A 13,761-nucleotide genomic window follows, 5' to 3' on the forward strand; every position below is an offset into this window, starting at 1 on the left:
ATCCACAGGTCACGGGCAAGACCCTGAGAATTTGCTGACAGGTGTTAGCGAACGATGCACAGGCTCGAGGATGAATTTGACACCGCAGGTCAGTGAACTTTTGGGCGTCGGCGTCATTTATCCCGGCAAAGTTCACAATGCATTCAGAAATTGCTCCCGAAAAGACAGAAAAGACCGTTATCCCCTTTTTGTCGAAGACCGGTTTTGACACACCTGGAAGCATGGCCGTCGATGACTTCTCCACAGCCCGAGCCAACTCTGACGTTCACCCCGAAACGGGTCGCGCAACTCGCGTTCGTGTTGATCGGATGTCAGCTCGTCATTCGTGCCTGGGTTGCCGCGAGCAATTACTTCTACTGGGACGACCTCATCTTGATGGGCCGAGGAGGACGCTTCCCTCTCTTCTCGAGCGAACTCCTGCTCTACGACCACGACGGTCACTTCATGCCCGCGGCCTTCTTCTTCACCGGGTTGATCACCCGCATCGCGCCGTACAACTGGGCGCTGTCGGCGGCACTGCTCGTCATCGGTCAGGCCGCGGCGTCGTTGGCGCTTCTGCGCACTCTTCGGTTGGTCCTTGGTTGGCGACCGGCGCTGTTGATTCCGCTGATGCTGTATCTCTTCGTCCCGCTGACGCTTCCGGCGTTCTCGTGGTGGGCAGCCGCGCTCAATGCGTTGCCGCTCCAGATTGCGCTGGCCTGGGCATGCGGCGACGCAATCAAGCTGTACCGCACCGGGCATGTGCGCTACGTGTTCTCGGGCACCGCGGTTTTTGTCGTCTCCTTGCTGTTCTTCGAGAAGGCGGTGCTCGTTCCGTTCGTGGCACTCGCTTTCCTGGTGCTGTACTTACGCACACAAGGTGAAGGAACGCCGATACGAAGTGCGATCACGAAGTGCCGACGCCTGTGGACGGCCTGCGCCGCCGTGCTCGCGATCTGGATTCCGGTGTATCTGACCACTGTCGAATCACCGATCACCGGATACGGCCGTTCCATGTCCACCGAACTGCTGCATCACGGCACGTCTTTGGGGATGCTTCCCACTCTTCTCGGCGGCCCCTGGCGCTGGGAGCGGTGGATCCCCAGCCCCGCCTGGGCCGATCCACCGACGGCCTTGGTAGTCGCGGCCTGGGCAATGCTGCTGACGACGGTAGTGATGACAGTGCGTGCCCGACGCTGCGCTGCCTGGATCTGGGCCTCCGCCACTCTGTACTTCCTGGCCTCCGTGGTGGCGATGACCGCGACCCGATCCGACGCCGACACCACCTACGAGTTGGCGCAGACCTTGCGTTACTTCACGGATTCGGCGACGGTGTTCGCCCTCGCCGCCGCCCTGATACTCGCTGCGCCTCGGCGGCGTCCGTCTCGGATACCCGTCGCAGTCGCCGCCGGGTTGTCGGTGCTCTTCGTTGTCAGTTCGCTCGTCTCGACCGTCACGTTCGTCGACATCTGGCGCGAGAACCCGACTCGCGGCTACCTCGCGAATGCGCGAATCTCGTTGTCACAGAATCAGGATGCTCCACTGCTCGAGCAACCCGTCGCGATCCAGGTGCTCCTTCCCGTCGCCTTTCCGAATAATTTGGCAAGCAACGTTTTCGCGCCGCTGCCTGATCGCCCCGACTTCTCTTCCAGCACTCCGATTCTGCGCACCATCGACGACAGCGGCCAGATCGTCGATGCCGAAGTGACCTGGACGAGAAGGATTCTCGAAGGGACGACACCGAACTGCGGCACCCGTGCCGAAGGCCCGACCGAACTACCCCTCGACGGTCCCTTGGCCGGCTGGGAATGGACGGTTCAGCTCAATTACCTCGCGAGCGCCGACGGAACGATCGATGTTGCGTTGGAGGCCGGAGACGCAGTATCCGTACCCGTGACGCAGGGTTTGCACTCGGCATTCGTGCGCCTGGTCGGCCACGGAGACAGCGTGAAGATCACGCCGACAACGCCGGGACTGACCCTGTGTTTCGGCGCCGGACAAGTCGGTGCCGTCGTCCCGACCCAGTGAAAAAGTGGCAGAGTAGAAGTCATGGAGCTGCGTATATTCACCGAACCCCAGCAGGGCGCTACCTACGAACAACTACTGACTGTTGCCCAGACCGCCGAAAAACTCGGCTACGGCGCATTTTTCCGCTCGGACCACTATCTCGCCATGAATTCCGACGGCCTTCCCGGACCCACAGACGCATGGATCACGCTCGCCGGAATCGCCCGCGAAACGTCCACCATCCGCCTCGGTACTCTGGTGACGTCGGCTACGTTCCGTCACGCCGGACCGCTGGCCATTTCGGTCGCACAGGTCGATCAGATGAGTGGTGGCCGCGTGGACCTCGGCATCGGTGCCGGCTGGTACGAGGAAGAGCACCAGGCGTACGGCATCCCGTTCCCGGCGCTCAAGGATCGCTTCGAACTGCTCGAGGAAACTCTCGACGTCGTGACCGGCCTGTGGCGTACGCCGGTGGGCGAGACGTTCGATTACGACGGTAAGCACGTGCAGATCAAGAACTCTCCCGCGCTTCCCAAACCGCACCAGGTCGACGGTCCGCCGATCCTGATCGGTGGCACGGGCAAGAAGAAGACTCCGGCGCTCGCCGCTCGGTTCGCGAACGAGTTCAACATCCCGTTCAAGTCCCTCGAGGAAACGAAGGACATCTTTGCGCGGGTACGTCAGGCTTGCGTCGACATCGAGCGTGATCCGAACGAATTGGTGTACTCCAACGCTCTCGTCCTGTGCTGTGGCCGCGACGAGGCGGAGATCAAGAAGCGCGCCGAGGCTATCGGACGCGACGTGGACGAGCTACGTGAGAACGGTCTGGCCGGAACGCCTTCGGAGCTGGTCGACAAGATCGGCACTTTCGCCGAGGCCGGTTCACAGCGTGTGTATCTGCAGACTCTCGATCTCGCCGACCTGGATCATCTCGAACTCGTCGCAAGCGAGGTCATGCCCCAACTGCAGTGAGAAATGGGCCGGGATCTACAGCGCGTTCGCGTCGAGGAACGCGCGTAGGTCTCGGTCCCACTGGGCCGAGCGGGACCGGTCGAGAAATACCCGCACCAGCATGAACGCGATGACCAGCAAGGACATCACGCTGAACCAGGTGAAAACCCCGGTCACCACGGCTGCGACGTCGGCAGCGCTCTGAGTGATCGGCGCTACGGTCTTGTCGCCCTTGTCGTTGACGTAGATAGAGATCTCGGTACCGGCCGGCGTCGTGGAGTCGACGGTGATGTCACCCGTGTGAACCTGACCGTTCCAGTTCCACTGCGCGCTGGCCATTTCGGTGGTCGGCGCAATGTAATCGGCTGTCGATGCGGTGGTCTGCGTCGAATCTGCGGTCGTCGTCGCCGTGATGCTGTGCAATTCGGCGGATTGTTTGGCGATCAGTGCGTTCTGGCTCGAGGCCGTCGCAGCGCCCGCCCATACTGCGATAGGCAGCAGAAGAATCGCGAAAATGATCAGACCGAAGGACATGAATCCTTCGATCCGATCACTGCGGCGAACCATCGGATCGTGGCCTACATGAATGGTGCGTCGGAGCAGCGACGCAGTTCCTCGCGTACTACCTGACATTATGAGCTCAGTTCTCTCGACGACACACTCTTACATCGAGATTCCCTTTGTTTCGATCTAGTTGCAAGTGTTAACGAGCTGAATCACATGTGTCCTCCAACACCTGTTCCAGTTATTCGCTCGGCGGAAGGATGTCCGTCTGCGCCGGGACCTGGTCCTGACGGAGCAATCCGACCGGGCAACTGACGCCGGTGGCATGCACCGGGCAGTAACCGCCGGGATTCTTCGCCAGATATTGCTGGTGGTAATCCTCCGCGTAGAAGAAGTCGCGCAGCGGACCGATTTCGGTGGTGATCGCGCCGTATCCGGCTTCGGCAAGTCGTTCCCCGAAAGCGACAGCCGACGCATGAGCGATTTCTTCCTGCTCCGCGGACGTCGTGAAGATTGCCGACCGGTACTGCGAGCCCTGGTCGTTACCCTGACGCATCCCCTGCGTCGGATCGTGGTTCTCCCAGAAGTGCGCCAGGATCTGCTCGTACGAGATCACTGCGGGATCGAAGACCACCAGCACCACTTCGGTGTGACCGGTACGGCCGGAGCACGTCTCTTCGTACGTCGGATTGGGAGTGAAGCCGCCCGCGTAACCCGCAGCAGTCGTGTACACACCGGGAAGCTGCCAGAACTCCTTCTCGGCACCCCAGAAACAACCCATGCCGACGACGACGGTCTGCAGTTCGGCCGGAAACGGCGGCGTCAACGGATGCCCGTTGACGTAGTGCGCGGTAGGTACCGGCATTTTCTGCTCTCGCCCGGGGAGAGCGTCCTCAGGCGCGATCAGCGTGGATTTTGCGGACGCTCGTCCCAGAATGTCGTCGTACCAGCTCATGCTTCGATGCTACGCGCGAGCGACTGTTTCGCCACGCCGTGATCGCGCGGGCGCCGGGCAGTTCCACCCACCGGTAGCCGATTTCTGCTACCGCGGCCGTGGCCAGAAGGAATAATGCAAACGCCAGCGTCGGTCCGACGTATAGAACAGTGTTCTCGACGACGCGGTACAGGATCAGCGTGTGCACGAGATAGATGACGTAACTGCGCGTCGAGAGCCACGTCACGACCGGCCAACGCGTCGGGACGCCGTCGTAGCGGCCGATGAGGACAACCGCTGCGGCGACTACCGAGATGGTCCACAGATAGTGCTCGCCGGCCCAGTACACGCGGAACTGGGTCGCCACGATGATGACGTGCATCTGGACGAGGACGGCGACGATCAGCCAGCGGCCGGGAGCGAGCTTCGCCCATGCGAGGTACATGATCTGGCCGAGGAAGACGGCAGGCAGCGTCGCGGCGATCTTGGACAGCATCGGCACGGTGTACGGCAAGGGCGCGTAGACGTTGTAGAGCAGAACCAGTGAGCAGAGCGCACCACCGGCGAGCGGCATGACGATCGGGCGCAGGCGCAGTATCGGTCGAGCCGCGACGCAAGCGAGATAGAAGAGGAATTGGACGGTGAGAGTCCAGGTCACTCCGAGAACTGCCACCTCGGGCTTGAGAAAGAATCCGCCGAGAAAAAAGCTCATCAACGCTTCGGTATCGGAAATACCTTCCTGACCGCTGAACATTCCGTTGATTCCGAGGCGGACCAGAAGAATGGCAATCGCGGTTGCCACCCAGAATGCGGGCAGCAGTCGACTGAATCGGTTGGTCAAGAACTTTCCGGGACCGTCGCGAATCGCGGACCGCGTCACCAGAGCACCTGTGAGCATCATGAATACCGCGACGCCGACAAAAGAGAGATGTTGGTTGAGTTCGGCCGGCTCGATCAAAACGCCGTAGACGACGTCGATCACCCACCAACCCGAGCCGAGATCGTCGATGACGTAGAAAGAGATGTGGGAGTAGATCACGGCGGCAACCGCCAGGGCTCGCAGCAGGTCAGCGCCCGGAAGATTCACCCGAGGCGCGGCCGCCTCTGGTGATTCCGGGAGGAAAACTGGTGCGGGCATCGCGCAAGTTTAAGGTTCCGTTCACCTTTACGACGAATTTGCGCATATTAGCTTACCCTTAGATTGGACTGAGTTCGGTTTCCCGAACTTTATTCTTTGGTGATTACTACCTGAGCCGGACTGTTGCGGACGGTGTACGAATGTTATTGGGTGGAAACCCGAAGAATGATTTGCACATACGCGAGTGACGTCACGCCGTGACCGGTGATCGACGCACTCTAAAGCACCAGGGCTCACCAGCCCGCAAAGAAGGGACCCTCGTGTCTGTTTACACGCTGCCGGAACTCCCCTACGACTACGCAGCCCTCGAGCCGCACATCTCGGGCAAGATCATGGAGCTGCATCACGACAAGCACCACGCGGCTTACGTTGCCGGAGCCAACGCTGCACTCGAGAAGCTGGCCGAGGCTCGTGAGAACGACACCATCGCAGCGCAGGCCAACCTGCTCGAGAAGAACCTGGCGTTCCACCTCGGTGGCCACACCAACCACACCGTTTTCTGGAACAACCTCAGCGCTGACGGTGGCGACAAGCCCGAAGGCGAACTCGCCGCAGCGATCGACGACAACTTCGGTTCGTTCGATCTCTTCCGCGCTCACTTCTCCGCGAACGCCAACGCCATCCAGGGCTCCGGCTGGTCCATCCTCGCGTGGGACTCGATCGGACAGCGTCTGATCATCGTCCAGCTCTACGATCAGCAGGGCAACATCTCCATCGGCCTCACGCCGCTGCTGCTCCTCGACATGTGGGAGCACGCTTTCTACCTCGATTACCAGAACGTCAAGGGCGACTACGTCAAGGCATTCTGGAACATCGTCAACTGGAACGACGTTTCGGCTCGCTTCGACCGTGCACGTACGCAGACCGCAGGTCTGATCGTCTAGTCACGTTCTTCTTGCGAACGGCGGCGCCTCACCAGGGGCGCCGCCGTTCGTGTCAGCAAAGCACCACCGAGCAGAACCGTCGTCGCTCCGAAGACCAATGCCAGTGTGCGAGTTCCGGAGTCACCGCTGCTCGCGCTGGTCTGATTCACAGCCACCGGATCCGACAGCACCGAGGTCAGCTGAACCTGCTGCGGAGTAGTCATCGCGGGAATACCGGATTTCGCCCCGTCGAGGCCCGTGACCAATGACTTGGCGATTCCTTGCAGCGTCGTGAATCCCTGGGTGATCTGATCGGTCACGTCACCGAGCATCTGCGGCGCCTGATCGGCGATCGGGATGAGGCCGTCGTTCAACTGTCCGGCAGCACTGCTCAGTTGATCGCTCGCGCCTTGCAGCTGCCCGACAGCGGTGCGGACTAGATCACCGAGCTCCGTGTCGGGCCCGACGGAGCCACCCAACAGCGCCGGAACGGTGCCCAATTGCGCATTCAGCGCACCGAGATCCGAACTCACACCGGCCAGTTGCGCTGTCACGTCAGGCGGGATCGGAAGGCCGTTCAGCGCAGTCTGCAGCGTGTCGATTCGTGTCTTCAGTTCCGCGGTTTGCGACGACGCCTCCCCCAGAGTCAAGCCCAGCGAATCAGCGCGCGTGGCCAGCTCTTCCGCCGATCCCGACGCCTGATCGACAACACCGGACACCTGATCCGCGACGCTCATCAATTCCAGAGCCCCGGAGCGTGCGGTCTCGAGGTAAGGCAGCAGAGTGCCTGCGCCCGCCTTCACCTGATCGATGGACTTTCCGGCCTCATTGGTTCCGGCGACCAGAATCTGTGCGGTGGTGAGGTTTTGATCGATCGAGCGTCTGGCCGCCGACGTCTGAGCCAGCAGCCCCTTGATGCCGTCCGCGCCGACCTGCGCCGATACGGCCCGAGTCAGCTCGGCCGACTTCTCCGAATCCGAGCCCTTCACCTCGAGGTCGACGCTCGCCTGCCGTGGATCCATGCCGAACATCGACGCGACGGTTTCGCTGAAGTCTTCCGGCACCGTCAACGTCGCGAAGTAGTTGCCGTCGGGGTTGTCGACCACCTGGAAGTCGAAATCTTCGTTCTTGCCCAGGGTGTCCACCAACGTCTCGCCCGCCCGAAGTTCCTTGCCGTCGAGCGTGGTTCCGGCGTCGGCGTTCACGATCGCGACGGTGTTCGAGGTGTCGGCACCGCCCGCGAAGATCACGAACCCGATCCCCGCCACCGCAGCCGCGACGATCGCGGCCACACCGCCCACCGCCAGCCGTCGACCGAGGCGTGACGGCCGGCGGTGGGAGTTTTCGGTGGTGTTCTCGGCGCTCATGGGCGAGACGATAAAGCAACAACTTGTAGAAACACTGAGAGCCCTAGTGTGCGGGCGTTGCCGGCTTTTCGGGCTCCTCGGGTTCCTCCTTCGGCATGTCCCGAGGCCCACTGATCAGAATATCCGCCCAGCGTGTGGCCGGGTCGATGTCGAGCAGGACGGCCTTCACCAACAACGACAGCGGGATCGCCAGCAGCGCTCCGAGCGCCCCGAGAACCCACGACCAGAAGACAAGTGAGAGGAACGTCATCGTCACCGACAGCCCGACGGCGTCACCGACGAACTTGGGCTGAATGATGGACTGGATGACGAAGTTGATAACGGAGTAGACAACGATCACCCACAGCATCAGCCACGGCCCGCCCTGAAGGAGCCCCAGTAGCGCCGGCGGAATCACACCGATGACGAACCCGATGTTGGGGATGTAGTTGGTGATGAAGGACAGCAATGCCCACAGAACGGGTAGCTGAATGCCCATGAGCCACAGCGCGCCACCGTCGAGTACCGCAACGATGAGGCCGAATACCGTCGAGACAACCAGGTACTTGCGGGTTCCGGCGGCAAAGGTGGAGAGCGCGTAGGAGATTTCGGGACGTTGCTCGGACAGCACGTGCAAACGCGAGCGGATGCTCATGCCGTCGAAGGCCATGAACAGCAACAGCGCGAGGATGAACACCAGATCCGACAGAATGCCGAGCAGGCCCTCCAGTCCGCTTTCGAGTACGCCCACCACCTTCGTGAGATCGATACTGCTGAGCGTGCTTTGAATCTGTTCCGTGCTCACTCCGAAGTCGGCCAACTTGTCGCGGCCCTCGTTGAGGAGATTGGTCATCTCCTCGGAGTACTGCGGCAGGATCGTCGCCAACTGGGCTGTCGACACGATCAACGACGCCGCCAACCCGAGCAGAATCAGGTACACGGTGACCAGTGAGCCGAGCATTCCGACCCACTTGGGCCACCCACGTCGCTGCGACCAATCCTGAATGGGCTGAACGGCAATCGTCAGCACCAGCGCAAGGAACACCGGTCCGAGGATGCCGCCGAACACCTTCATTCCACCGACGGTGACCACGGTGGCCGCGAGACCCAGGAGGACGATCAAACCACGAGGGATCGACCAGTTCTCACTGCCGGACAGCGTGGGGATCGGAGCGGGAGCCGCGACGGCCGGCTTTCCCTTCTTAGAGAACACCGGCTTCCTTTGCCCGGCTCCTGATCTGGAATGCACCCACGATCATGAAGAGGCCGAACAAGATTGCGTACCAACCCAACAACCAGATGAGGCTGATGATGCCCTCGCCTGGCGCGATGAGGAGAATGATGCCGAAAATGACCGCGAGCACCGATGCGGCGAGTAACCAACCCCAACTGGATCCGGGCAGCGCCTTCATCTTGAAGGCGCCGACAATTCCGAAGATTCCGAACATGATGGCGTAGAAGGCAATTATGTACAGCAGGACCAGCGCAGTGATGCCGGGCCAGACCAGCGCGACGATACCGGCGCCCACCGAAACGACGCCGGTGAATACCCACCATCCCCACGAACTCAGGTGTTCACGGTCCCTGATGGCCCGAACGATCGTGATCAAGCCGTCGGCAACGGAGTAGATGCCGAACAGGAAAACCAAGGCCACCACGGTGATTCCCGGCCACACGAGTGCGATGATTCCGAAGATCACGCCGAAGATTCCGCGGATCAGGATCATCCACCAGATCTCTTTGCCGTACTGCACGAACGGGTTCTGCGTGACCATCAGTAGCCTCCGAAGCAAGCGGGTGTCTCTGACCGATTCAACAGCTCTTCAAACAGGGCAATACCGACAGATCGTAGGGCGAGCGTGACCTTTCCGCCCGTCGAAACGCGCGGCTGATACCGAGTTGTGCTCTTCGGGTACGAAGCGAGAGGACCTTCAGCCTGCTTCCCGGATATTTGCTTCCCGAATACCGGGCGCGGTCCACGATCCCGAGAGGACTGCAGCCTTCGGCCAGTACAGGCGCAGAAAAACGTTGAAGTCACCGGACGGGGCCGGCAGCCAGTTCCGCTCCTTCTCGCCACCAGGTGATTCGTGCTGGAGGTAGATGTCCAGGGAACCGTCGTCGGCAAACACCAGATCGCTTCGATCGCCGATGGCGTATCGGTCGATCGGGTTGTCCACGAAGAACTGTCGCTCGTTCATCATGGTGAGCGACCAGAATCCCTCGACCGGCGGCAGCTCGTCCTTCTCGAAATGCAGTACGTACTTCTTCGTGCCGGTCAGCGGCTTCCCGTCGACGTCCGTGGTGGCGTGCGGGTACACGGCATCAGCGTCGAGGTTGGCCCCGAAACCGAGCCAGACGATCAGAGCACGCTGAGCGTAATGAGTTCCGTAGTGCCCCAAGCCGCGGTGCATCGTCCACCCGTTCTTCGGACTGCCCTCGGCCTCTGTGGCGATCTCACTGAGCACGTCCATCCCGGTTCGCGCCGCTCGGTCGAGCGCATCACGCACCTCTTGCGGACGCGACTTCCAGGGCAACGAGGAGCCGATTCCTATGTCGGAGAGCTGTTTCATCATCTCGGTGTCCTCCGGACGCGGAGGATTGTCGTCGAGAAGTGCATCGAGAGTGGTGAAGAAGGCCTCGCCGTCCATTGCGGCCACCTGGTCCACCGGCGGTGTGCGCGTGTCGACGGCAGGGTTCACCGGCACTTCCCCGGGCGTGTAGTCCTGTGGGTCACCCGTCCACTCCGACAGAGGAGTTAGTCGCGTCCGGTCCTGCAAGCTGTGCACTTCTGCCAGATCCGTTCCCCCTGAGGTCGCGTAGCGAGCGACTATCCAGTTCATCGCCGTCGGAGAACGCAGCAGCGTCAAACCCTTGGGCACGTTGCCTTTCCAATCCGGGCCGGCTACCAGATACGGTCCTCCGGTCCGCCCCACCGTCCGAGATCCCGGCACCGTGAACACGTCGCTCCACGCGTCGAGGATGGGTACAAGCCAGTACCGCGTACCGAAGTCCGGCAGTGAGAGCACCTGCGGTTCCGTCGACACGTCCAACCAGCCCGACGAATAGAGAGTGTCCGCATTGGGTGAGACGACATCGGTGAAGGACGCATCCGGCGTCGTTCGCGCGTAAGCGAACTGGTTGAGCGGGGCTTTCATCGCCACCGGCGAAGGCACCGCCGTCATGACATCCCGCGATACTGCCGCAATCAACAGTGGATATCCGAAGATCCACGCCTGCGTCGCCAGGTCTTCCAGCCGAGAACGGTTCTTCGACAGAGTCATGCCTGCGCATACCACCGCCCTCACCAGCGCAAACCTGGCTGGCACTCTCCCTGTCTTGTGTGCCAGTACCGAATGGGTGCATATTTCGATTACCCAACGAGGTGTGCCGGACCGACGCATGCGCGTCTGCCCGAGATTTGCCCCAGCACCGAGGGAGGAACAGAAATGAACAGAAACGAAGCAATAGGCATTTCTCCGTTCCAGGCAGCCGGATCGTTGCAGGGGTTCGTCATTTCCGGTCGTTGGCCGGACACCACCCAGGAGTGGGCGCAGCTTCTCGCATTGGCTGTCCGAGTGGCCTCGATGCCGGGTTTGTTGCCGACGACGACGGTCTTCGGGGTTCGCGAGGACGTTCCCGAAGACCCGCAGCCGGGCACCGTCGGTCTGGTGGTTGCCGAGGGCCCGGTGCTGGGCGATTTCGCCCTGACGCCCGGTCGCTTCTCCGATCATCAGCCACCGGCACTGATCATGCTGCACCCACCGTCGGAAACCACGCCCAGCCTGCCGGAATGCGAGGGCAGCGCATCGGGATGTGTACTACTTCCCGGCCTTCCCTACCTGGGTTTGGAGCATCGGGCGGCGTGGGTCGAAGCAGAGCCGGACGGCACTGTCGTCTCCATGATCAGTCGCGTCGGCATCGATCCGATCAGCGATCCCGACACCGCTGTTTTGGCCATGCTCCTCGCTTCGTGACGGTCTCGGTAAGCGATAAGTTCGGACTCCCAAACTTGCTGTGCGCTTTGCCAATTCGTTTCGACCGCGCTAACGTAAGTGGCAACGAAGGGGAGTAGCCCCCAATCGCCTGTGTCGACATACTGGTTCGACGCGCTCCGACATGTGCGGATCGCGAAGCACCCGGCCTGGCGAACCGAAGGTCCTGAGGCCTCGGTGGGCGAGACCTTCGGCCGGACAAGCGCACCCACTGCGCCTGCCCAGGCCGGAGGCTCGCATTTTTCCTCCGACCCACACCGACCGGAGGAGTAAATCTTGCTTGCCGCAATACTTTTGAGTTTCGGCGTCATCTTCGTCGCGGAACTCGGCGACAAGTCGCAACTGATGGCAATGACGTTTGCCTTGCGCTATCGCTGGTGGGTTGTTCTCGGCGGTATCACCGTCGCCACCACTCTTGTTCACCTGGTTTCGGTCGCCGTGGGTCACTACCTGGGCGTTGCGCTTCCGACGGCGGCAATCTCCATCGTCGGCGGTATCGCGTTCCTGATCTTCGGCCTCTGGACCCTACGCGGTGACGATCTCACCGACGACGAGCAGAGCAAGGCCGGTCGCGTCACGCGATCCGCCTTCATTGCCGTCGCCTCGGCCTTCTTCCTGGCAGAACTCGGCGACAAGACCATGCTTGCCACCATCACCCTTGCGACCGACAACGACTGGATCGGCGTCTGGATCGGGTCGACGGTAGGCATGGTGGCGGCCGACGCTCTCGCCATCATCGTCGGCTCGGTGCTGGGCAAGCACCTTCCGGACGGATTCATCAAGATCGGCGCCGCGGTGCTGTTCTTCGTCTTCGGTGTCTGGCTGCTACTCGAGGGCATCTTCCCGGACTCGTCGGCCGGCATCGTCGGCGGTGGCGTTGTCCTGGCCGTGTCCGTGGTGGGTGCACTGGCTCGGATGATCTGGAAGCGCTCCCGTGCGACCGATACCGATACCGATACGCACCTCGTCGACGACAACCGGACCCCGATCGACTGAGACTCAACGAAGCATGTCGCCGGCACCCCAAATCGCGACCGGCACATGACCTTCTGCCACCCCGCTCGGTCCGAGCAGCTGCCCGAACCGCTTCATCGGGTACAGCGAGACACGTCGATCGAGGATCCGCACATTACCGATTCGACGTAGCCGATCCTCGACGACAAGACTCTGTCCGAGGCTGCTCAGCCACACGCTGATCAACATGTTGGCTGTTCCGGTCGTCGCCACCAACAGCCGGGTCTCCGGCCAACTCGACACGAGTTGGCCGAGTTCGTCGGTGGAGCCGTCCACAGCGACGTCGAAGATCACTTCGAACGGCGAGCCGACGGCCTGTTGCGAGACATCGCAACGAAAGATCAACTGGTGCGACGCGGTCAGTTGCGCCAGGCGCCGTCGTATCGCGGTCTCGTTCGTTTCACAGATCGCGGCCAGGCGCGCATAGCTGGCACGTCCGTCGCGGCCGAGCGCATCCAACAGGGCACCGTCGGACTCGCGGAACACTGCCGGTGCCTCCGCCGCCTTTGTCGATGCCGGTGTCAGCTGAGCGCGACCGGCTTGCCCCAGAGCCCCCGGCTCCCAACTGAAGCCGTCTCGGTACACCTTCACCCCGACCCGGCTTCTGATCGACAGAATTCCAGGATCAGCAGCAAGGTGCTCACACACCAAAGCGTCCAAACTCTTCTGATCGGCGGCCACCACACCGACGAAGTACTCGAACTCGCCTTCCGTCCTGGCCAACAGATAGGCACAGGACAGTTGACGTAACCGCTCCCCCACCTCGGCAACCGAGTCCTGGGTGGAACTGATCATCAGATAGCCGAAGATGTGGGCTCGCCCGATGGCAACCGCGTTGACCCAGGCATGGCCGTCGGCGACGAGACGACGCCACCGCCGGGCGATCGTCGTCGAATCCATGTCGAGTACCGACGCCAGCTCGGTCCACGACGCGCGGGGGTTGAGCTGAAGTGCGTTGACGATCTCCAGGTCAGATTCCGCGATCACAAATGTGTCGGATTCCGGCTTCATCGGTCCAGTATTGCCGGATTGC

At 61.7% G+C, this 13,761-nt stretch carries 13 protein-coding genes; 5 read left to right on the forward strand and 8 right to left on the reverse strand.

Translation table 11 applies throughout. From position 1 onward, the window contains the following. The first annotated feature begins 231 nt into the window (after positions 1–231). Together DBV08_RS06330 and DBV08_RS06335 are read left to right on the forward strand one after the other, a co-directional pair. Positions 232–2,007, forward strand: coding sequence for a hypothetical protein (locus DBV08_RS06330; protein ID WP_124566879.1), 1,776 nt, complete (start codon positions 232–234; stop codon positions 2,005–2,007). 21 nt (positions 2,008–2,028) lie between these two features. Beyond that, positions 2,029–2,958: an LLM class F420-dependent oxidoreductase gene (locus DBV08_RS06335; RefSeq protein ID WP_124566880.1), complete on the forward strand. Its 930-nt coding sequence runs from the start codon at positions 2,029–2,031 to the stop codon at positions 2,956–2,958. Positions 2,959–2,973: 15 nt separating this feature from the next. Here DBV08_RS06335 and DBV08_RS06340 read toward each other — a convergent pair whose 3' ends face one another. The 3 genes from DBV08_RS06340 to DBV08_RS06350 form a co-directional block, all read right to left on the reverse strand. Continuing rightward, complete coding sequence (locus tag DBV08_RS06340) at positions 2,974–3,570, reverse strand: hypothetical protein (RefSeq protein WP_235171010.1); 597 nt, start codon at positions 3,568–3,570, stop codon at positions 2,974–2,976. A 112-nt stretch (positions 3,571–3,682) separates the two neighbouring features. Beyond that, entirely contained in the window at positions 3,683–4,396 is a 714-nt protein-coding gene (msrA, locus tag DBV08_RS06345) for a peptide-methionine (S)-S-oxide reductase MsrA (protein WP_020905733.1), read from the reverse strand. After that, the gene (locus DBV08_RS06350) at positions 4,335–5,513 is read right to left on the reverse strand and encodes an acyltransferase (protein WP_166810272.1); all 1,179 of its coding nucleotides are present in this window, start codon (positions 5,511–5,513) and stop codon (positions 4,335–4,337) included. The genes msrA and DBV08_RS06350 overlap by 62 nt, the downstream gene beginning before the upstream one ends. Before the next feature lie 260 nt (positions 5,514–5,773). On the opposite strand from DBV08_RS06350, the gene DBV08_RS06355 reads away from it, so the two are divergent. After that, positions 5,774–6,397 (forward strand): superoxide dismutase, encoded by a 624-nt coding sequence (locus DBV08_RS06355; protein ID WP_003944189.1) that lies wholly within the window; start codon positions 5,774–5,776, stop codon positions 6,395–6,397. Here DBV08_RS06355 and DBV08_RS06360 read toward each other — a convergent pair. The 4 genes from DBV08_RS06360 to DBV08_RS06375 form a co-directional block, all read right to left on the reverse strand. Beyond that, entirely contained in the window at positions 6,394–7,743 is a 1,350-nt protein-coding gene (locus tag DBV08_RS06360) for a hypothetical protein (RefSeq protein WP_124566881.1), read from the reverse strand. The genes DBV08_RS06355 and DBV08_RS06360 overlap by 4 nt on opposite strands. Positions 7,744–7,786: 43 nt before the next feature. Then, positions 7,787–8,935: an AI-2E family transporter gene (locus tag DBV08_RS06365; protein WP_095969445.1), complete on the reverse strand. Its 1,149-nt coding sequence runs from the start codon at positions 8,933–8,935 to the stop codon at positions 7,787–7,789. Next, entirely contained in the window at positions 8,925–9,497 is a 573-nt protein-coding gene (locus DBV08_RS06370) for an HdeD family acid-resistance protein (protein WP_095969444.1), read from the reverse strand. The genes DBV08_RS06365 and DBV08_RS06370 overlap by 11 nt, the downstream gene beginning before the upstream one ends. A gap of 156 nt (positions 9,498–9,653) precedes the next feature. Further along, on the reverse strand, positions 9,654–11,003 hold the full coding sequence (locus tag DBV08_RS06375) for a DUF1254 domain-containing protein (RefSeq protein ID WP_124566882.1): 1,350 nt from the start codon (positions 11,001–11,003) through the stop codon (positions 9,654–9,656). Between the two features lie 165 nt (positions 11,004–11,168). Between DBV08_RS06375 and DBV08_RS06380 the strand changes: the two genes are divergently transcribed. Beyond that, entirely contained in the window at positions 11,169–11,696 is a 528-nt protein-coding gene (locus DBV08_RS06380) for a hypothetical protein (RefSeq protein WP_003944138.1), read from the forward strand. Positions 11,697–11,990: 294 nt separating this feature from the next. Then, positions 11,991–12,710, forward strand: coding sequence for a TMEM165/GDT1 family protein (locus tag DBV08_RS06385; protein ID WP_124566883.1), 720 nt, complete (start codon positions 11,991–11,993; stop codon positions 12,708–12,710). A gap of 3 nt (positions 12,711–12,713) precedes the next feature. On the opposite strand, the gene DBV08_RS06390 is transcribed toward DBV08_RS06385, so the two are convergent. Continuing rightward, positions 12,714–13,739, reverse strand: coding sequence for an Lrp/AsnC family transcriptional regulator (locus DBV08_RS06390; RefSeq protein WP_124566884.1), 1,026 nt, complete (start codon positions 13,737–13,739; stop codon positions 12,714–12,716). Positions 13,740–13,761: the final 22 nt, after the last annotated feature.

Source organism: Rhodococcus sp. KBW08 (assembly GCF_003852455.1).
Classification (GTDB): domain Bacteria; phylum Actinomycetota; class Actinomycetes; order Mycobacteriales; family Mycobacteriaceae; genus Rhodococcus_F; species Rhodococcus_F baikonurensis.